The organism is Rahnella sp. BCC 1045 (assembly GCF_019049615.1).
GTDB lineage: Bacteria > Pseudomonadota > Gammaproteobacteria > Enterobacterales > Enterobacteriaceae > Rahnella > Rahnella contaminans.
The window spans coordinates 1-20,395 of record NZ_JAFMOZ010000141.1 but is presented as its reverse complement, the minus strand read 5'-3'; the positions used below and the strand labels follow the sequence as shown (position 1 = coordinate 20,395).

General features: G+C 52.3%; 18 protein-coding genes. 11 read left to right on the top strand and 7 right to left on the bottom strand.

Annotated elements, in window-relative coordinates; genetic code table 11:
* Positions 1 to 149 precede the first annotated feature (149 nt).
* The gene (locus J1782_RS21585; RefSeq protein ID WP_152324385.1) at positions 150 to 1,745 is read left to right on the top strand and encodes an ABC transporter substrate-binding protein; all 1,596 of its coding nucleotides are present in this window, start codon (positions 150 to 152) and stop codon (positions 1,743 to 1,745) included.
* Positions 1,746 to 1,837: 92 nt separating this feature from the next.
* On the opposite strand, the gene J1782_RS21580 is transcribed toward J1782_RS21585, so the two are convergent.
* Positions 1,838 to 2,734 (bottom strand): TIGR01777 family oxidoreductase, encoded by an 897-nt coding sequence (locus J1782_RS21580; RefSeq protein WP_217153880.1) that lies wholly within the window; start codon positions 2,732 to 2,734, stop codon positions 1,838 to 1,840.
* Positions 2,735 to 2,884: 150 nt separating this feature from the next.
* Positions 2,885 to 3,514, bottom strand: coding sequence for a GSH-dependent disulfide bond oxidoreductase (gene yfcG, locus J1782_RS21575; RefSeq protein WP_152324383.1), 630 nt, complete (start codon positions 3,512 to 3,514; stop codon positions 2,885 to 2,887).
* 315 nt (positions 3,515 to 3,829) lie between these two features.
* Between yfcG and yfcD the strand changes: the two genes are divergently transcribed.
* Complete coding sequence (yfcD, locus tag J1782_RS21570) at positions 3,830 to 4,447, top strand: NUDIX hydrolase YfcD (RefSeq protein WP_152324382.1); 618 nt, start codon at positions 3,830 to 3,832, stop codon at positions 4,445 to 4,447.
* Positions 4,448 to 4,485: 38 nt separating this feature from the next.
* Here the strand turns inward: yfcD and J1782_RS21565 are convergent, their stop codons facing one another.
* On the bottom strand, positions 4,486 to 5,502 hold the full coding sequence (locus J1782_RS21565; protein ID WP_152324381.1) for a LacI family DNA-binding transcriptional regulator: 1,017 nt from the start codon (positions 5,500 to 5,502) through the stop codon (positions 4,486 to 4,488).
* Between the two features lie 351 nt (positions 5,503 to 5,853).
* Here J1782_RS21565 and J1782_RS21560 point away from each other — a divergent pair, with 351 nt between their 5' ends.
* From J1782_RS21560 to J1782_RS21540, 5 genes are all read left to right on the top strand, one after another.
* Positions 5,854 to 6,297, top strand: coding sequence for a PTS sugar transporter subunit IIA (locus J1782_RS21560; RefSeq protein ID WP_152324380.1), 444 nt, complete (start codon positions 5,854 to 5,856; stop codon positions 6,295 to 6,297).
* A 139-nt stretch (positions 6,298 to 6,436) separates the two neighbouring features.
* Positions 6,437 to 6,718 carry a PTS sugar transporter subunit IIB gene (locus tag J1782_RS21555; RefSeq protein WP_013574575.1) on the top strand — a complete coding sequence of 94 codons (282 nt, stop codon included), beginning with the start codon at positions 6,437 to 6,439 and terminating at the stop codon, positions 6,716 to 6,718.
* A gap of 50 nt (positions 6,719 to 6,768) precedes the next feature.
* Positions 6,769 to 8,145 (top strand): PTS ascorbate transporter subunit IIC, encoded by a 1,377-nt coding sequence (locus J1782_RS21550; RefSeq protein WP_165058307.1) that lies wholly within the window; start codon positions 6,769 to 6,771, stop codon positions 8,143 to 8,145.
* Between the two features lie 104 nt (positions 8,146 to 8,249).
* The gene (locus tag J1782_RS21545) at positions 8,250 to 9,083 is read left to right on the top strand and encodes a transketolase (RefSeq protein ID WP_208950895.1); all 834 of its coding nucleotides are present in this window, start codon (positions 8,250 to 8,252) and stop codon (positions 9,081 to 9,083) included.
* Positions 9,076 to 10,029: a transketolase family protein gene (locus tag J1782_RS21540; RefSeq protein ID WP_165058303.1), complete on the top strand. Its 954-nt coding sequence runs from the start codon at positions 9,076 to 9,078 to the stop codon at positions 10,027 to 10,029. Before J1782_RS21545 ends, J1782_RS21540 begins: the two co-directional genes overlap by 8 nt.
* Before the next feature lie 63 nt (positions 10,030 to 10,092).
* Here the strand turns inward: J1782_RS21540 and pta are convergent, their stop codons facing one another.
* Together pta and ackA are read right to left on the bottom strand one after the other, a co-directional pair.
* On the bottom strand, positions 10,093 to 12,237 hold the full coding sequence (gene pta / locus J1782_RS21535) for a phosphate acetyltransferase (RefSeq protein ID WP_193333090.1): 2,145 nt from the start codon (positions 12,235 to 12,237) through the stop codon (positions 10,093 to 10,095).
* A gap of 188 nt (positions 12,238 to 12,425) precedes the next feature.
* On the bottom strand, positions 12,426 to 13,628 hold the full coding sequence (ackA, locus tag J1782_RS21530) for an acetate kinase (protein WP_152324375.1): 1,203 nt from the start codon (positions 13,626 to 13,628) through the stop codon (positions 12,426 to 12,428).
* Positions 13,629 to 14,147: 519 nt separating this feature from the next.
* Here ackA and yfbV point away from each other — a divergent pair.
* The 4 genes from yfbV to J1782_RS21510 all read left to right on the top strand — a co-directional run bounded on the left by yfbV (position 14,148) and on the right by J1782_RS21510 (position 17,933).
* Positions 14,148 to 14,603 carry a terminus macrodomain insulation protein YfbV gene (gene yfbV / locus J1782_RS21525; RefSeq protein ID WP_104921265.1) on the top strand — a complete coding sequence of 152 codons (456 nt, stop codon included), beginning with the start codon at positions 14,148 to 14,150 and terminating at the stop codon, positions 14,601 to 14,603.
* 178 nt (positions 14,604 to 14,781) lie between these two features.
* Positions 14,782 to 15,276 carry a YfbU family protein gene (locus tag J1782_RS21520; RefSeq protein ID WP_165058299.1) on the top strand — a complete coding sequence of 165 codons (495 nt, stop codon included), beginning with the start codon at positions 14,782 to 14,784 and terminating at the stop codon, positions 15,274 to 15,276.
* A gap of 27 nt (positions 15,277 to 15,303) precedes the next feature.
* Complete coding sequence (locus tag J1782_RS21515; RefSeq protein ID WP_217153879.1) at positions 15,304 to 15,957, top strand: sugar phosphatase; 654 nt, start codon at positions 15,304 to 15,306, stop codon at positions 15,955 to 15,957.
* 143 nt (positions 15,958 to 16,100) lie between these two features.
* Positions 16,101 to 17,933, top strand: coding sequence for an SLC13 family permease (locus J1782_RS21510; RefSeq protein ID WP_152324372.1), 1,833 nt, complete (start codon positions 16,101 to 16,103; stop codon positions 17,931 to 17,933).
* 14 nt (positions 17,934 to 17,947) lie between these two features.
* Here J1782_RS21510 and yfbR read toward each other — a convergent pair whose 3' ends face one another.
* Both yfbR and J1782_RS21500 read right to left on the bottom strand, forming a co-directional pair.
* Positions 17,948 to 18,547, bottom strand: coding sequence for a 5'-deoxynucleotidase (yfbR, locus tag J1782_RS21505; RefSeq protein ID WP_152324371.1), 600 nt, complete (start codon positions 18,545 to 18,547; stop codon positions 17,948 to 17,950).
* Positions 18,548 to 18,661: 114 nt separating this feature from the next.
* A complete protein-coding gene (locus J1782_RS21500) occupies positions 18,662 to 19,876 on the bottom strand; it encodes a pyridoxal phosphate-dependent aminotransferase (RefSeq protein WP_152324370.1) in 1,215 nt (404 codons plus the stop codon).
* Positions 19,877 to 20,395: the final 519 nt, after the last annotated feature.

The window sequence follows — 20,395 nt, the reverse complement described above, 5'->3', positions numbered from 1 at the left end:
GAATGATCGCCAATAAGGTGTGTTGTTATAAGATTTTCATATATAACAAAGCATTACTAGGTGTTATCCAGATGTTAATCTGTTTTTGCTTTATGTTCCACGATGAAGAAGATCTAAACACTCTCCGGACAGGGAAAATAGGGAAAAGAATGAAACACAACATCTTAAAAATAAGCACAGGTTTACTGGCATTAGCCCTCACCGGCGGCGCTTCGGCGAAAACGCTGGTTTACTGCTCTGAGGGTTCGCCGGAGCAATTCAACCCGCAACTTTACACCTCGGGCACCTCGGTGGATGCCAGCGCCGTGCCGATTTACAATCGTCTGGTGGATTTCAAAACCGGCACGACGGAGCTGGTGCCAAGCCTGGCGGAAAGCTGGGATGTCAGCCCGGACGGCAAAACCTACACGTTCCATCTGCGCAAAGGCGTGAAATTCCAGAGCAGCAAACTGTTCACGCCGACCCGCGACTTTAATGCTGACGATGTTATCTTCTCGTTCATGCGTCAGAAAGACGAAAATAATCCTTACCATAAAATCTCCGGCGGCACGTATCTGAACTTCGACAGCCTGAAATTGGGTGATCTGATTGGCAGTATCGACAGGGTGGATGATTACACCGTGCGCTTCAATCTGACCCGCCCGGAAGCGCCATTTGTCGCCGATCTGGCCTGGTATTTTGCGTCTATCCTCTCGGCAGAATATGCCGATCAGATGCTGAAAGCCGGTACGCCGGAGAAGGTGGATCAGAACCCGATCGGCACCGGTCCGTTTGAGCTGGTGCAGTATCAGAAAGACACGCGCCTGCTGTACAAAGCGTTCCCGGATTACTGGCAGGGCAAATCTAAAATCGATCGTCTGGTGTACACCATCACGCCAGACGCCTCGATGCGCATGGCCAAGCTTGAGAAAAACGAATGTCAGGTGATGCCGTTCCCGAATCCGGCCGATCTTGATCGTCTGCGTGCCAACAAAGACATTAATCTGATGAGCAAATCCGGTCTGAACACCGGTTTCCTGTCGTTTAACACCCAGAAGCCACCGCTTGATAATGTGAAAGTGCGTCAGGCGCTGAGCATGGCGATCAATAAGCCGCAAATCATCGACGCTGTTTTCCACGGCACCGGAACTGTCGCCAAAACGCTGCTGCCAACGGGTGTCTGGAGTTATAACGATAAGCTGGTGGATTACGATTATTCGCCGGAGAAAGCTAAAGCCTTGCTGGCAGAAGCCGGGATGCCGAACGGTTTTGATATCGATCTGTGGGCGATGCCGGTTCAGCGTCCGTACAACCCGAACGCGCGCCGCATGGCGGAGATGATTCAGGCTGACTGGGCGAAGATTGGCGTGAAAGCGCACATCATCAGCTATGAGTGGGGCGAATATCAGACCCGTATCCGTAACGGCGAACATATGGCTGCGCTGATGGGCTGGACAACGGCCAACGGCGACCCGGATAACTTCTTCGGCCCGCTGTTTACCTGTAATGCAGCAAAAGGCGGTTCAAACTCCGCGAAATGGTGTTATCCGCCGTTCGACCAGCTGATTACCGAAGCCAAGGAAACCACCGACCATGCGAAGCGTGTCGCGCTCTACGAGCAGGCTCAGCAGATGATGCATGATCAGGCTCCTGCGGTGATGATCGCGCACTCGACGATTTTCGAACCTGTGAGGAAAGAAGTGAGTGGGTATGAGATTGACCCGTTTGGGAAACATGTTTTTTATCAGGTGGATGTGAAGGAGTAAAACGATCCGTGTAGTCTGCTCCTCCCCCTTTGCAGGGGGAGGAGCAACGCCAAAACGGTTTTTCTTCACATGCATGAGCAAGACTTGCCCAATCACCCCTGCAAATCCTCCAGGGCTTCTTTCAATTCCTGATGCTTAAACACAAATCCAGCTGCTTCCAGCCTGCGCGGCACGGCCCGCTGGCCTCCCAGCACCAGTACGGCGGATTCCCCCATCAGCAGGCGCACTACCGGCGAAGGCGCGCGCATAAACGCCGGCCGGTGCAGGACTTCACCGAGCAGGGCGCTGAACTGTTCATTGCGGGCAGGATAAGGCGAAACCATATTGAACGGGCCGGAGAGCGTTTCGTGCGTCAGCAGGAAAATGATGCCATCAATCATGTCATCGATATGGATCCACGGCATATATTGCTGGCCATCGCCCAGCGGACCGCCCAGACCGGCGCGGAAAGGCAGCACCATTTTGGCCAGCGCGCCGCCTTTTTCAGCCAGAACGATACCCGTACGCAGCAGACAAACGCGGGTGCGCGGGCTTTCGGCAGTCAGCGCGAGCGCTTCCCAGCGGGCGCACAGTTGCCAGGTAAATTGCTTATTTGGCGGTTCATCCTCCGGCACCAGCGCCTGACCCTGATCGCCGTAATAACCCACGGCGGAGCCGGAAATGAATACCGAAGGCGGCGTCTGGCTGGCGTTGATCAGCGTCGCCAGCTTTTCCGTTAACTGCCAGCGGCTTTCGCACAGCAAGGCTTTATGCTCTTTCGTCCAGCGTTTGTCGGCGATCGGCTCGCCCGCCAGATTAATTACCGCGTCAAAATCGTCCAGCGATGTTTTGCCGTCGAGGGTTTCCCAGATCTGAACCTGTGGCCCCAGCAGTTTTGCCGCACGTTCAGGCGCACGGCTTAGCGCAGTAATCTGATGAGATTGCCCGAGAAGCCGTTCCGTGAGTTTACGGCCAATAAGCCCGGTAGCGCCGGTAATCAAGATCTTCATATCGTGATCCTTAACTGTCTGAATACGCGGATGAACTGTCTCTAATCATAGATGAGTCATCACCATTAACGCGCGATATGGAGCACAATTAGGAATTATTTATTCAGCGGAAATCAGAACGCCTCCGGCAGATACCGGAGGCGGGAAGGCTTATTGCACAGAGGCCAGCGCGTAGGCTTTTTGGGTGGCCGGACGCGCTTTAACTCGTTCAAACCAGTTGCGGACGGCCGGGTATTCAGCCAGATCAACGCGCTGACGCTCGTGCGCCACCACCCACGGATACGTGGCGATATCCGCAATGCTGTAATGGTCACCGGCGATATAGGCGTTTTTTTCCAGCTGGCGGTTCAGAACGCCGTACAGACGTCGGGTTTCCTGAAGGAAACGTTCGATGGCGTAAGGCACCGGCTGCGGGGCGTAATGCGTGAAGTGATGGTTCTGGCCAAGCATCGGACCAAATCCGGCCACCTGCCAGTAGAGCCATTCCAGCGTGGATGTGCGCTCGCGCAGCTCTTTGCTCAGGAATTTCCCGGTTTTTTCTGCCAGATACTGCAAAATGGCGCCGGATTCAAAAACGCTGACGGGCGCGCCGCCGTCAACAGGCTGGCTGTCGACAATGGCCGGGATTTTGTTGTTCGGGGATAGGGCGAGGAATTCAGGTTTGAACTGGTCTCCGGCGCTGATATCAATGCGGTGGAGCCGGTATTGCAGGCCACTCTCTTCAAGAAAAAGAGAAATTTTATGGCCATTAGGTGTTGGTGCATAATAAAGATCAATCATATTGCCTCCTGCGTTGTTTTAATCACTCTTGGCGATTTGCGGGGCGAAATGCGCCTATGTGTTACTGCTAATCACAAGCTTATTATCAGATTTAATAGGGTAACATAACGTGGGTAAATAGGAGTCTATGTCAGAGTTGTCTGATGGCGAACTTTGCGCCATAACTTAGCTTTTACCATGCACCAATGCATCCATGGCTATTGAAGCAACCCCGCAGACCCAGATAGAATCTCCGAACATTATCGACGTGTTGCAAAATCACTGCGCACAGACTTATTGCGCACAGACCAGCGCTTAAAAGAGAAGGTTCATCGGATGTCAGAACAAGAGCAAAACATCAGTACGGATGAATGGGTAGATATCGTCAACGAAGAAAACGAGGTCATTGCCCAGGCCAGCCGACAACAAATGCGCGCTCAGGTCCTGCGTCACCGTGCCAGCTATATTGTGGTTCATGACGGCATGGGCAATATTTTGGTTCAGCGCCGAACTGAAATTAAAGACTTCTACCCGGGCTGGCTCGATGCCACGGCCGGCGGAGTGGTACAAAGCGGTGAAAACATCCTTGATTCTGCCCGCCGTGAAGCGGAAGAAGAGCTGGGCATTGCCGGTGTTCCGTTTGCTGAACACGGGCAGTTCTACTTCGAGGAAGAGAATAAATGCCGCGTCTGGGGCGCACTATTTAGCTGCGTTTCACACGGGCCTTTCGCTTTGCAGGAAGAAGAGATTGATGCCGTCCGCTGGATGACGCCGGAAGAAATTACGGCACGTTGTGACGAATTCACCCCGGATTCCCTGAAGGCATTGTCCCTGTGGATGACGCGCAACAACGAAAAAGAACACGGTAAACCGCTGACGCGCGAACCGTCTGTGTTAGCCCCGGAAAGCGTGCAGGATGAAGACAGCGCGCGCTCTGAAGGTGACGCGGAGTAAGGCCACCGGCGGACGATGTAAAGTTGTCCGCCGCTTTTCTAGCAACTGTCCCGCTTACACAATGACGAGGCGATCGTCACTTCTTCCCATTCTTCGTCGTTAATCCTCGCCAGCAGTGCCTGCGCGGCGCGTATTCCAATTTCTTTGTGCGGGATCGCTATCGTCGTCAGCGGCGGCTGGCAGACTTTGCTCACATCTGCGTTACCAAACCCGACAACGGCCAGGTCGTCCGGCACTTTGATGCGACGTCGCTGACATTCGTACAGTGCGCCGCAGGCCAGATCGTCAGAAACACACACCAGTGCGTCAATTTCCGGCCAGGCGAGCAGGAATTCCGGTAACTGCTGTGCACCAGTTGAGAAGCAGGCCGGTTCAGCCGCGTTAATTACGCGATGCGGCGACATGTGCGCCTTGAGCATCGCCTTGCGCCAGCCTTGCAGGTGTTGCTGGAAAATCCACTGTTCCTGATTGGCACACAGCATACCGATGTTCTGATAACCCTTTGCCACCACGGTTTGCGTGAGCTGAAACATGGCTTCAACGTAATCAATCCCAATATTCATGTCTATCGGGGAGTCAGTCAGCGCACCAATTTCAAGAACCGGAATGGTCAGATTATCCAGCCACTGACGCACGTTAGCGGAGTGTTCGACCGACAACAAAATAGCGGCAGCCAGATTATAAGAGAGCAGGGTTTCCAGCAGCTTTTCTTCACGCTCGATCCGGTGCTGGGACTCGGCGAGCATGATCTGATATCCGGCGGGTTGCAGCACTTTTTGCAGACCGGCGAACATCTCGGCGCAACCGGATTCAGAAAGGCTCGGCACAATCATCGCAATAGTATTGGAGGACGCTGAGGCCAGCGAACTCGCGGCCTGATTGGGCAGATATCCCAGCTGACTGACCGCTTCTTCAATCTTTTCCCGCAGCTTATCGGAGACCTGTTCCGGCGTTCGCAGTGCGCGTGAAACGGTCATGCTTCCCACGCCCGCAAGCTGCGCGACATCGGCCAGCGTCACTCTTCCGGTACTGCGTCTTTTTTTGTTAATGGACATTCACGATCCTGGCTGCGCATCTTGCGCACAAATTATACCCGCAGGCATAGCGAAAAAAACAGGCCGCAGCAGGACCGGTATCGAACAGCAACCACGGCAGAATTCGGTAAATTATCGGCAATTTCCAGACAAAGTATACCGTTATTTGTGCGGCCAGCGGGCTGATGGTTCCGCAATGGGACTATTTTTGATAGCGCTATCACAGATCTTAATGATAGAAGTTTGGTAGCGCTATCTTTGTGAGTTGTATCACAGATGTTAACGCTACCGCTGAAGTAGAGTCTGGATCGTTGGTGGTGTCTGGGGGAAATTCGACCCGCCATCTTAAAAAAATAAACCGGAGCCATAACTATGCTGAATGATTGGCTGACTTCTGAGAGGATTCAGATCAGAACAGATATCACTGACTGGCGTCAGGCTGTGGAAGTGAGCGCTGAACCGTTGCTGAAAGAAGGGACGATTACGCCCGACTATCTGACGGCAATTTTTGCTCAGCGTGAAAAACTGGGACCGTATTTTGTTCTGGCACCCGGCATTGCGATGCCACATGCCAGGCCGGAAGAGGGCGCTAACGGATTAGGATTGTCTTTACTGACATTGCCGCACGGGGTGAAGTTTAATTCGGCAGATAACGACCCGGTGTATACGGTCGTGATGTTATCTGCACCCGATAAGCACAGCCATATTGAGCTTATTTCCGAACTGGCGGAATTGTTCTCCAGTGAAGAAGATATGCAGAAAATATTCCATGCCAAAGCCTTACATGAAATACAGGAAGTCATCGCCCGTTATTAATTTAGGTTAAGAGTTGTTTTAATTATTAACAGGCCGACGATTTCACTCTCAGAAAAATAGTGTTTTTCATATGCATTATCCTGCGTAGCGGATACGTGTACCCTACGCCTTTCAAAACAGATAAAAATCAGGTGAATTTATGAAGATTATGGCGATTTGCGGTTCCGGTTTAGGCAGCAGCTTTATGGTAGAAATGAATATCAAGAAAGTCCTGAAGAAATTAAACATTCAGGCCGATGTTCAGCACTCCGATTTGTCATCAGCTATCCCGGGTGAAGCGGATCTCTTTGTCATGGCGAAGGACATTGCCGCCAGTGCCAGTATTCCGGAAAACCAGCTGGTAGTCATTACGAATATTATTGATATTAATGAACTTGAAACCAAACTGATTGCGCATTTTGAAAAACACCCAGTGTCCTGACCGGCACTGAATAACCCTACAAATAAAACGAATAGACAAACGAGGTGGATATGTTTATCCAGGAAACGCTCAAGTTTGTGGTTGATATATTAAAAGTGCCTTCTGTACTGGTCGGGCTTATTGCATTAATTGGCCTGGTTGCGCAAAAGAAAAACTTTTCAGATGTCGTCAAGGGAACCGTTAAAACAATACTGGGCTTTTTAGTATTGGCTGGCGGTGCCACCGTATTAGTGGGCGCATTAAATCCACTCGGCGGCATGTTTGAACATGCTTTTAATATCCAGGGTATTATTCCAAACAACGAAGCCATTGTTTCCATCGCACTTGAGAAGTTTGGTGCACCGACGGCATTAATTATGGCGTTCGGTATGGTGGCAAACCTGGTTGTGGCGCGCTTTACCCGTCTAAAATATGTGTTTCTGACCGGACATCACACGTTTTATATGGCCTGTATGATCAGCGTTATCCTGACCGTTGCCGGTTTTGAAGGGGTTGCACTGGTTTTCACCGGTTCCCTGACGCTGGGCCTGATCATGGCGTTCTTCCCGGCACTCGCGCAACGTTATATGCGTAAAATCACCGGCAGCGACGATGTGGCATTCGGCCATTTCGGCACCATCGGTTATGTTTTATCGGGCTGGATCGGCAGCAAAGTCGGCAAGGGCTCACGCTCAACCGAAGAAATGAACTTGCCTAAAAACCTCAGTTTCCTGCGTGACAGCTCAATCTCCATCTCGCTGACCATGATCATCATTTACCTGATTATGGCGGTGTTTGCCGGGCAGATTTTCGTCGAGCAAACCTACAGCGCTGGCCAGAACTATCTGGTGTACTCCATCATCATGGCGATTACCTTTGCGGCCGGTGTGTTCATCATCTTGCAAGGTGTGCGTCTGATTCTGGCTGAAATCGTTCCGGCGTTCGTCGGCTTCTCCGAAAAACTGGTGCCGAATGCCCGCCCGGCGCTGGATTGTCCGGTTGTGTATCCGTACGCGCCAAATGCTGTGCTGATTGGTTTCTTGTTCAGTTTCCTTGGGGGGCTGGTCGGACTGTTCCTGCTAGGCCAGATGCATCTGGTGCTGATCCTGCCGGGTGTTGTACCGCACTTCTTCACCGGAGCAACGGCGGGCGTGTTTGGTAACGCAACCGGTGGTCGCCGCGGCGCGATGGTCGGTGCTTTTGCCAACGGCGTGCTGATTACCTTCCTGCCGGTTCTGCTGTTGCCAGTGCTTGGCGCGCTGGGCTTTGCCAACGCGACATTCTCAGATGCGGACTTCGGCGTCATCGGCATCCTGCTGGGTAATCTGGCCCGTTTCATGTCGAAGGAAGGCATCATGGCGCTGATTGTCGGCATCTTCGCGGTACTGGTTGCCTGGAACTATCTCGGCAAAAAACCAGTGGCTGATAAAGAAGTCACTGAGAAGTAATTCCCTGCATCAATACGTTTCTTAAATCCATCCGGGAAACACTGTCCTGCCTGTTAGCAATAACAGGCCAGGATAAGTGCTCACTAAAATAAGGACCCATCAAGATGAAAGATGTCCAGGAGGTTCGTGAACTGGCCCGCCATATCCGCATCGAGACGCTGAAAATGCTGACCGGTCTGGGGTTCGGGCACTACGGCGGCAGTATGTCAGTGGTGGAAACGCTGGCTGTTTTGTACGGTGATGTGATGCGTATCGACCCGAATAAACCGGACTGGCCGGAGCGCGATTATTTCGTGCTTTCCAAAGGCCACGCGGGCCCGGCGCTTTACGCCACACTGGCGCTGAAAGGTTATTTCCCGGTCAGTGAGTTGCAAACGCTGAACCAAAACGGCACCCGTTTGCCGAGCCATCCGGATCGTCTGCGCACCACGGGTGTGGATGCCACAACCGGATCACTTGGGCAGGGCGTTTCCATCGCGGCGGGCATGGCGCTTTCCCATAAACTGGCAGGCCGTTCCAACCGCGTTTTCTGCATCCTTGGCGATGGCGAACTCAACGAAGGCCAGTGCTGGGAAGCCTTCCAGTTCATCGCTCACCACAATCTGCACAATCTGACGCTGTTCATCGATTACAACAAACAGCAACTCGACGGCACACTGGACGAAGTAATTAAGCCGTTTGATCTGGCAGGAAAATTCAGTGCATTCGGGTTTGATGTTCAGACCATTAAAGGCGATGACGTGGTGGCTATCAGTGAAGCCGTTACGCCGGTTCGTCATGCAGAACAGCGCCCGCTGGTGGTGATCCTCGACAGCATAAAAGGGCAGGGCGTGAAGTATCTCGAACAACTGGCGAACTCCCATCACCTGCGCTTAACGCCGGATGTAAAACTGGAAATTGAAAACGCTATTGCTGAGCTGGAGGCCGCCCATGTTTGAAGTCACGCTGGAATTGCAGAAAGATGCGGTTGAGATGCGTAAAGTCTATGCCAATACCGTTCGCGAGAAGATTGTCGAGAACACGCCGATTATCGCGCTGGAAGCGGATCTGATGAGCTCAATGGCAATGGACGGCGTGCATAAAGACCACCCGGATCACGTGATTAACTGCGGCATTATGGAAGCCAACGTGATTGGCGTGGCGGCCGGTTTATCGCTGACCGGACGCGTGCCGTTTGTGCATACGTTTACCGCTTTTGCCAGCCGCCGCTGTTTCGACCAGCTTTTTATGTCGCTGGATTACCAGAAGAATAACGTCAAAATCATCGCCTCGGATGCGGGCGTCAGCGCCTGCCACAATGGCGGGACTCACATGTCTTTTGAAGATATGGGCATTGTACGCGGGCTGGCAAGCTCGGTGGTGATGGAAGTGACCGACGCGGTGATGTTCCGCAATATCCTGTTGCAGCTGATGGATCTGAAAGGATTTTACTGGGTGCGGACTATCCGCAAACAGGCCACGCAGGTTTATAAGGAAGGTTCGACGTTCACCATCGGCAAGGCGAATCTGCTGCGCGACGGCAGCGATGTGACGCTGATTGCCAACGGTATTATGGTGGCGGAAGCGCTGAAGGCGGCAGAAATGCTGGAGCGTGAAGGCGTCAGCGCCGCCGTGATCGACATGTTTACACTCAAACCTATCGATAAAGACATCATCATTAAGTACGCCGCGAAAACGGGCAAAATCGTGACCTGTGAGAACCACAGTATTCATAACGGTCTGGGATCGGCGGTAGCTGAAGTGCTGGTAGAGAATCACCCTGTACCGATGCGCCGTGTCGGTGTGAAAGAGCGTTACGGTCAGGTGGGAACACAGGAATTTTTACAGCAGGAGTATGGCCTGACGGCAGAGCATATTCTGGAAGCCGCAAAAGCGTTGCTGTAATTTCCTTTGCGCCAAAAAAACGCCGGTCATCAAGACCGGCGTTTTGCGTTCAGAGGGGTCAGCTTATTTAGCCGGAACCGCCGCTTCTGCCTGAGCAGACTGAATCGCAGTCAGGGCTACGGTGTAGACGATATCGTCAACCAGTGCGCCACGGGACAGGTCGTTAACCGGTTTGCGCATGCCCTGCAACATCGGCCCGATAGAGACCAGATCCGCAGAACGCTGTACCGCTTTATACGTGGTGTTACCGGTGTTCAGATCAGGGAAGATGAACACGGTAGCTTTACCTGCAACCGGTGAGTTTGGTGCTTTGGATTTCGCTACGTCAGCCATGATAGCGGCGTCGTATTGCAGCGGGCCATCGATGATCAGGTCAGGACGTTTTTCCTGCGCCAGACGGGTCGCTTCACGCACTTTCTCAACGTCGCTGCCTGCACCGGAGTTGCCGGTAGAGTAGGAGATCATCGCAACGCGCGGTTCGATACCGAATGCAGCCGCGGAATCCGCAGACTGGATTGCGATTTCTGACAGCTGTTCAGCGGTTGGATCCGGGTTGATCGCGCAGTCACCGTAAACCAGAACCTGGTCAGGCAACAGCATGAAGAATACGGAAGAAACCAGTGAGCTGCCCGGTGCGGTTTTGATCAGCTGCAACGGAGGACGGATGGTGTTTGCGGTAGTGTGAACAGCACCGGAAACCAGGCCGTCAACGTTACCCTGTTCGAGCATCAGTGTGCCCAGAACCACGTTGTCTTCCAGTTGTTCGCGGGCAACCACTTCGGTCATCCCTTTGCTTTTACGCAGCTCAACCAGACGGGCAACGTATTCTTCACGCACAGCAACCGGATCAACGATTTCGATGCCTTTACCCAGCGTTACGCCCTGAGCGGCTGCAACGCGTTTGATTTCGTCAGGGTTACCCAACAAAACGCATTCCGCGATACCACGTTCAGCACACAGCGCTGCGGCTTTCACGGTACGCGGCTCGTCGCCTTCTGGCAGCACGATACGTTTGCCGGCTTTGCGGGCCAGTTCGGTCAGCTGATAACGGAAGGCCGGAGGAGACAGACGACGTGAACGCTCGGAGTGTGCGCTCAGGGAGTTAATCCAGTCAGCGTTGATGTGAGAAGCCACGTATTGTTGCAGTTTCTCAACGCGCTGATGGTCGTCCGCAGGCACTTCCAGATTGAAGCTTTGGAGGCTCAGGGAAGTCTGCCAGGTGTTGGTGTCTACCATGAAGACCGGCAGGCCAGTCTGGAAGGCACGTTCGCACAACTGGTTGATACGGTCATCAATTTCATAACCGCCGGTCAGCAGGATTGCGCCGATCTCAACGCCGTTCATTGCGGCCAGACACGCGGAAACCAGCACGTCAGGACGGTCTGCGGACGTCACCAGCAGGGAACCCGGACGGAAATGTTCCAGCATATGAGGAATGCTGCGTGCGCAGAACGTCACGGACTTCACGCGGCGGGTTTTGACATCACCTTCGTTGATGATGCGGGCATTCAGGTGTTTCGCCATGTCGATTGCGCGGGTGGCAATCAGCTCGAAGCTCCAAGGAATGCAACCCAGAACCGGCAGCGGGCTGTTGGCAAACAGCTGAGTCGGATCAACGTTGGCAACGCTGGCTTTGGTGGAATCATCGAAGATTTCAGACAGGTCAGGACGTGTACGACCCTGATCGTCAACCGGTGCGTTCAGTTTGTTGATGATAACGCCGGTGATGTTTTTGTTTTTGCTGCCGCCGAAGCTGCTGCGCGCCAGTTCGATGCGCTCTTTCAGCTGTGCCGGAGAATCGTTACCCAGCGCCAGAACGAAGACGATTTCTGCGTTCAGGGTTTTGGCGATTTCATAGTTCAGGGCGTTCGCGAACTGGTGCTTACGCGTAGGAACAAGGCCTTCAACCAGAACGACTTCAGCGTCTTTGGTGTTTTCGTGGTAACGCGCAATGATTTCTTCCATCAGCACGTCTTGCTGGTTTGAACTCAGCAAGGTTTCAACGTGGCTCATTTTCAGCGGTTCCGCTGCGGTCACGGTGGAGTTAGCACGAATGATGGTGGTGGTCTGGTCCGGAGCATCACCGCCGGTGCGCGGTTGCGCGATAGGCTTGAAGATGCTCAGGCTGACGCCTTTTTGTTCCATGGCACGGATCACACCCAGGCTGACGCTGGTCAGACCTACGCTGGTGCCTGTGGGGATCAACATAATTGTACGGGACACGGCTAAACCTCTTTGACGGTTGCCAGGCAAGAACATTCGCAGGTTTGTGCAGAGGGGATAATGATCAGCATAAGCGCGATGATTATCCTGCGCGGTGCGTCCAAACGGGCGGCGTTTGCCTTTGATGATAATAGAAAATGACTGCCAGCTTTCGCTGGCAGTTTAGGGTCGTTTTATGCGGTCAGGCGCGCGGCGTCTTGTGCAATGACCAGCTCTTCATTGGTTGGAATAACCAGCGCGGTACGGGTGCCTTCTTTGTTGATAGCACCGGATTTGCCAAAGCGTGCAGCCAGGTTACGCTCGTGGTCAACTTCAAAGCCCAGCAGAGCCAGTTTGTCCAGAGACAGTTCGCGAACCATTGCCGCGTTTTCGCCGATACCACCGGTGAACACGACAGCGTCCAGACGGCCTTCCATCAGTGAAGTATATGCACCGATGTATTTCGCCAGACGGTGGCAGAACACGTCCATTGCACGTTTAGCATCAGCTTTGGTGGCGTAGTTGTCTTCAACATAACGGCAGTCGCTGGTGACTTCAGTCAGGCCCAGCAGGCCGGATTCTTTGGTCAGCATTTTGTTGATTTGATCAACGCTCATGCCCAGAGAATCATGCAGGTGGAAGATGATTGCCGGGTCGATGTCACCGCTGCGGGTACCCATGACCAGACCTTCCAGCGGGGTCAGACCCATAGAAGTATCAACGCATTTACCGTTACGGATTGCGCTGACAGAACCGCCGTTACCCAGGTGGCAAGTGATCAGGTTCACTTCTTCCACTGGTTTGTTCAGCATTTTCGCGGCTTCCTGAGTCACATAGAAGTGGCTGGTGCCGTGTGCGCCGTAACGACGGATGTGGTGATCTTTATACAGGCTGTACGGCAGCGCGTAGAGGTAAGATTCTTCAGGCATGGTCTGATGGAACGCGGTGTCGAAGACAGCAACGTTTTTGTCAGCCAGTTTAGGGAAAGATTTCAGTGCTTCATCAATACCGATCAGGTGGGCCGGGTTATGCAGCGGTGCAAACGGGATAGATTCTTTGATACCCTCGATTACAGCGTCGTTGATCAGCATGGATTTAGTCAGCTTCTCGCCGCCATGAACGATGCGGTGGCCGATTGCTACCAGCTCAGCAGACAGTTCAGGTTTTTTGCTCAGAATATTGTTAACGATGAATTTCAGCGCTTCGCTGTGTGCGGCACCCGCACCTAAAGCGGCTTCTTCTTTGCCACCGTCCATTTTCCATTTAATGCGTGCTTCTGGCAGATGGAAACATTCGGCTAAACCTGAAATGTGTTCTTCACCGTTTGCAGCATCAATGATGGCAAACTTAAGGGAAGAACTACCACAGTTAAGAACCAGTACAAGCTTACTCGACATGGAAGTACCTATTTATTGTTGGTGCTGTTTAAAAAAAACAATACACGTGGTTAATAAATCGTCAGTCTGACATCAAGCGTAGCGCATAATGGCGGCGACAATTATGATTAACATCATGCCAGAGAGCCATAACAGGCATGACGATGAAAAAGCTGAAGAATCGTTGGGAGCAGATTTTTTAATCTCCCGGATAACGGTGAAACGTCCGTCCTGCAGACGAAAACGTTCCTGTTATGCCTCTTCAGAATGTTGCTAATAAGTAAAAACACTAACAAAAAATACAATAACTAATTACAAAACCACCCGACGCAAGGCACTATGCTTAATGTAGGGAGAAAACATTGCAATTTCGCGTTTCCGCCCCAACTTTATATTAACCTTGTCGGCTGAGAGGTATGCAAGGCTGCGATAGAATACCGACAGGTGCCAGCAAAAACAAAATATATTTTATCGTGGTAAACTCCAGTTTGTGTTTTACAAATATTTTTTAAATTTTATACGTGAAGTTGAGGTGCATCTATGACGAGTAAGCCAACAGGCTCCGTAGGCTGGTTTCAGGTTTTCCAGCGCGGGCAGCACTACATGAAGACATGGCCGTCAGATAAGCGTCTGGCTCCGGTATTCCCTGAGAACCGGATTTCCAGTGCCACCCGATTTGCCGTACGCGTTATGCCCGCCGTGGCCGTTTTCACGCTGAGCTGGCAAATTGCCATGGGCGGACAACTGGGCCCGGCCGTGGCGACCGCTATTTTTGCCTGTAGCCTGCCGATGCAAGGGTTGTGGTGGCTTGGCCGTCGTTCCCTGACGCCGCTGCCGCCGACGCTGATGAGCTGGTTCCACGATGTGCGCAATAAACTCGTCGAAGCCGGGCAGGCATTAGCCCCGATTGAAGGCACGCCGACATATCAGTCGCTGGCCGATGTCCTGAAGCGGGCTTTCAAGCAGCTTGATAAAACCTTTTTAGACGATCTGTAATTCTGCCCGTCCCGTCATTAACATCGTTTTACGCCGCATTTTGACCGGAGGAACGTCTCCTCCGGTGATTATTTCAGATGAGATCCAGACCCAAATCAAAGAATGGTGTGCTTGCGATTTCGCAGAACTTTGCGCTATGCCATGCTTTGCTCATTATGCAGACATGAGGATTTTCACGATGGAAATGACGAACGCTCAACGCCTGATTTTGTCGAATCAATATAAAATGATGACCATGCTGGACCCTGATAACGCGGAGCGTTATCGCCGGTTACAAACGGTGATCGAACGTGGTTTTGGTTTGCAAATGCGCGAGCTGGACAGGGACTTTGGCGAATTGCCGGAAGAAACCTGCCGCACCGTAATTAACATTATGGAGATGCATCATGCGATGCAGGTTTCATGGACCAATCTGAAAGACACCCAGGATTTGGATCGCCGCCGTATTGATTTCCTCGGTTTTGATGCTGCAACAGAATCCCGCTATTTAAGCTATGTCCGCTTTATGGTGAACACCGAAGGACGTTACACTGATTTTGATGCGGGGACGCACGGCTTTAACGCACAGACCAAAATGTGGGATAAATACCAGCGCATGCTGGCCGTCTGGCAATCTTGTCCTCGTCAGTACCATTTGAGCGCCGTCGAGATAGCGCAAATCATTAATGCCTAAATTGAGATAACTAAAGAGGAATTGCCTGTGGAGTGCAAAGGTTTTTTGTTCGACCTTGATGGAACGTTAGTGGATTCACTGCCCGCCGTAGAACGCTCATGGATTAACTGGGCACTCAGCTGGGGGGCCAACCCGCAGGATGTTCTGGCCTTTATTCATGGCAAACAGGCAATCACTTCTTTACGTCATTTCATGGCAGGCGCAAGCGAAGAAAAGATTCAGGAAGAGTTCGATAAACTGGAAAAGATCGAAGCCACTGATACTGAAGGGGTTACGGCGCTGCCGGGCGCTCATCTTATTCTGAGTGAACTCAGCCGTATGAATATTCCATGGGCGATTGTGACCTCGGGTTCCATGCCGGTAGCCAGTGCGCGTCATAAAGCCGCGAATTTGCCTGAGCCGGAAGTGTTCATCACGGCAGAACAGGTTAAACACGGCAAGCCTAAGCCAGATGCTTATCTGCTGGGTGCAGAACGTCTGGGCCTGGCGCCGGAAGATTGTGTCGTGGTGGAAGATGCCGCGGCGGGCGTAATGGCCGGTCTTGCTGCCGGTTGTAAAGTGATTGCGGTTAACGCGCCGTCTGACATTCCGGGAATCGAAGACGTAGATTTCGACCTTTCCTCGCTGAAAGATTTACTGCTTAATCCTTCCGATAACGGCGTGACCGTCAGTCTGCGATAAGCGCATAAAAAGTACAATTAACGCCTTTTAATTGATATAAACCCCGCAGCCACGGGGTTTTTTTATGCCATCCTGAACCCCGTTATTCTTCAAATAACCTCATTGAGCTTATTTCTGCCATCTCAACGCAAAAGGAGTGTGTTTTGACCGGTGAATTAATCTGGGTAGTGATACTGCTTGTGATCGCCATGGTGCTGTTCGCGCGCAATACGCTGCGGATGGATATCGTTGCGTTACTCGTCATCATTGCTTTCGTGCTGAGCGGAACGCTGACCATCAATGAAGCGCTGGCCGGATTCAGCGACCCGAACGTGATTCTGATTGCGGCGCTTTTTGTTGTCGGGCACGGGCTGGTCAGGACCGGCGTGGCTTATCAGGTGGGCGACTGGCTGATGAAAGTCGCGGGTAACAGCGAAACCCGTATGCTGGTTTTACTGATGCTGACCGTCGCCGGGCTGGGCGCGTTCATGAGTTCGACCGGCGTAGTCGCGATTTTCATTCCCGTTGTTATCAGTGTCTCTGCCCGCATGAAAACGTCTCCCGCCCGCCTGATGATGCCGCTGAGTTTTGCGGGGCTTATCAGCGGCATGATGACACTGGTCGCGACCCCGCCCAATATGGTGGTTAACAGCGAGTTACTGCGTGAAGGATTTGATGGTTTTGGTTTCTTCGGCGTGACGCCGGTGGGGCTGGTCGTGCTGGTAATGGGCGTAGGATATATGCTGCTTGCCCGCCGCTGGCTGTCTTCCGATGACGCCTTACAGGATAAACAGCGCTGGAAGCGTCGTACTTTTCGTGATCTTATCCGCGATTACCATCTGACCGGTCGTGCGCGGCGGATGACGGTACGTCCCGGATCTCCGCTGGTCGGCCGTACGCTGGACGACGTGCATCTGCGTTCCCGCTATGGCGCAAACGTGGTGGGTATTGAACGCTGGCGCAAATTTCGTCGCGTGATGGTCAGTGCAACCGGGAGCACCGAGCTGTGTGCCCGCGATGTGCTGCTGCTGGATATGGCTGATCCTGACGTTTCTGTCCGCCAGTTTTGTACCGATGAAATGCTTGAGCCAATGGTTTTACGCGGTGAGTATTTTTCCGAGCAGTCACGGGATGTCGGAATGGCGGAAGTGTCTCTGATCCCCGACTCCGAGTTGCTGGGTAAAACGCTGCGCGACGTGGCTTTCCGCTCAACTTACGGTCTGAACGTGGTCGGCATTCGCCGGCAGGGCGAAGCGCTCGACGGCAAACTGGTTGATGAGGTTTTACAGCTGGGCGATATGTTGCTGGTGATTGGCGACTGGAAACTCATCCGCCAGCTACAACAGCAAATGCATGATTTCATTGTGCTGAATCTGCCCGCAGAAGTGGATGAAGTCGCGCCTGCGCTCAGCCAGGCACCCCATGCGCTGTTTTGCCTGGCGCTGATGGTCGCGTTAATGCTTACCGACGACGTGCCGAATGCCATCGCGGCCATTATTGCCTGCATGCTGATGGGCAAGTTCCGCTGCATCACGATGGAAGGCGCATATAAAGCCATTCACTGGCCGAGTCTGCTGCTGATCGTCGGGATGATGCCTTTCGCGCTGGCGCTGCAAAAAACCGGCGGCGTGGCGCTGATTGTGAAAGGCCTGATGGAAGTGAGCGGGGGATACGGTCCGTACATGATGCTGCTGAGTTTGTTTGTGCTCTGCGCCGGCATAGGGTTATTTATTTCCAATACTGCAACGGCCGTACTGATGGCGCCGATCGCCATTGCGGCGGCGCATCAGATGGGTGTTTCGCCTTACCCGTTTACCATGATTATCGCGATTGCGGCCTCAGCGGCGTTTATGACGCCGGTTTCATCACCGGTGAATACGCTGGTGATGGTGCCCGGTAACTACAAGTTCGGCGATTTCATCCGTATCGGCGTGCCTTTTACGCTGCTGGTGATGGTCGTCAGCATTTTTCTGGTGCCGGTACTTTTCCCGTTCTGACGCGCGGGAGGCGATCAGAGCGGAGAATCGAGGCTAATTTCATCCAGTGACAGACTGAAGCTCGGGATAAAGACTTCCATGAAGTAGTCCATTTCCGGGCTTTTTCTGTCGGCCAGCGTCTTCTCCAGACGCGCTTTTGCCAGCGTAAACTCGTTATTCCCCGCAGACAATTCTTCCAGGCATTTCAGGTATGCGCACAAGGCATCGGCCTGTTTTACTGTCAGTTTTTCATCTTCCGTATAGTAATGCTCGTCAATCAGCGGACGGAAATCTTCCTGCAGTTCTTTCGGCAGCATTTCGATCAGTTTTTGCTGAGCAATTTTCTCGATCTTTTTGTATTCATGAGCAATTTGTGGATTGTAATACTTAATTGGTGTGGGCATATCGCCGGTCAGTACTTCACTGGCGTCATGATACATCGCCAGAAGGGCAACGCGTTCGGCGCTCAGATTGCCGTTAAATTTGCGGTTTTTAATCACGGCTAAAGCATGAGCCACAAAGGCGACCTGGAGGCTGTGTTCGGACACATTCTCGGTGCGAACGTTGCGCATCAGCGGCCAGCGGCTGATCAGTTTAAGACGGGAAAGGTGGGCGAAAAAATGGCTCTGACTCATAGCACTCTCAATAACAACGGTGAATGAGAGTCCATTGTGAGCAGTGCGAAACCGTTATGCAAATGCGGAAATGCGCAGAAAGAAAAAAGGGCGCAGATGTCTGCGCCCTGATCATTACTGACGGTAAGTTTCAAGGAAACGACCGAACTTGTTCACTGCCATTTCCAGTTCGTCTACGCGCGGGAGTGTCACGATTCGAACGTGGTCCGGATAAGGCCAGTTAAAGGCGGAACCCTGAACCAGCAGGACTTTTTGCTGTAACAGCAAATCGAGCACCATTTTCTGGTCATCCTGAATATTGAAACGCTTGGCATCAATTCGCGGGAACATATATAGTGCGCCTTTCGGCTTCACGCAGGACACACCCGGGATCTGATTAATCAGTTCCCACGCGCGGTCACGCTGTTCGACCAGGCGCCCGCCCGGCTGAATGAATTCGCTGATACTCTGGTAACCGCCCAGCGCCGTCTGAATGGCGTGCTGCATCGGAACGTTGGCACACAAACGCATCGAGGCCAGCATTTCCAGACCTTCTATATAGCCTTTGGCGTGCTTTTTCGGGCCGTTCAGTACCATCCAGCCCTGACGGAAACCGGCAACGCGGTAAGTTTTTGACAGACCATTGAAGGTTACGGTCAGAAGATCCGGCGCCAGCGACGCAATGGAAATGTGCTGAGCTTCGTCGTACAGGATCTTGTCGTAGATTTCATCGGCAAAAATGATCAGATTGTGTTCACGGGCAATCTCGACGATCTGCATCAGCAATTCCTTGCTGTACACCGCGCCGGTCGGGTTGTTCGGGTTGATGATCACAATGCCACGGGTACGTGGCGTGATTTTGTCACGAATATCGGCGATATCCGGGAACCAGTCAGCGCCCTCATCACACAGGTAATGCACCGCGTTACCGCCAGACAGGGAAACTGCGGCGGTCCACAACGGATAATCGGGCGCAGGCACCAGCATTTCATCGCCCGTGTTCAGCAATGCCTGCATTGACTGAACGATCAGCTCAGAAACACCGTTACCGATGTAAATGTCTTCAACCGTGATGTCGCGCATATCGCGCGCCTGATAGTGCTGCATGATCGCTTTACGTGCAGAAAACAGGCCTTTTGAATCACAGTAGCCCTGTGAGGTCGGCAAATTGCGGATTACGTCGATCAGGATTTCATCAGGCGCGTCGAAACCGAACGGGGCAGGGTTGCCGATGTTCAGTTTGAGAACTTTGTTGCCTTCTTCTTCAAGACGTTTTGCTTCTTTAAGCACCGGGCCGCGAATGTCATAGCAGACGTTGTCCAGTTTGTGGGATTTTTCAATCGGGGACATGTAAATAGGAGCCTTTTGCAGTAAAGCCTGTTCTTCCCTGGCGCCAGGCGACCGTAGAACAGTGCGAAGGGGTCAATTTACTCCCCCGGAGCGGGTGTGAGAAGGGCTGTGCACCGTTTTGGTGAAAAACAGCAGTAATGCGACCGGAGGTGGTTCTTTCCCATGGCTTGCATGACGGTGAATGGTTTTTAATTCTTATAATTGGTGTTTGTGTAATTTTTTATTTTGCAATGGCTGATTCTATAACCGGTAATTCCACTGTTTTTGCTGCACTACGATCTTCGTTCCGGCTTAGCGGCTGTGTTCTTTTTGGGCAGAACATCATGAAAACTTACCAAAGCTCGACAAATTCTGAAAAAAAATCGGGTGCGGATGATTAACAAGGAAAAATGTCTGATGAGAATTAGTTTTATTTATCTAATGATTAATAGTAAATGCTGGATGAATGATCATGTCGGGGCAATATCTGAAACCTATTCTTTTTTGAATAAGTGAATGCTTTACTGGCATATATATAAT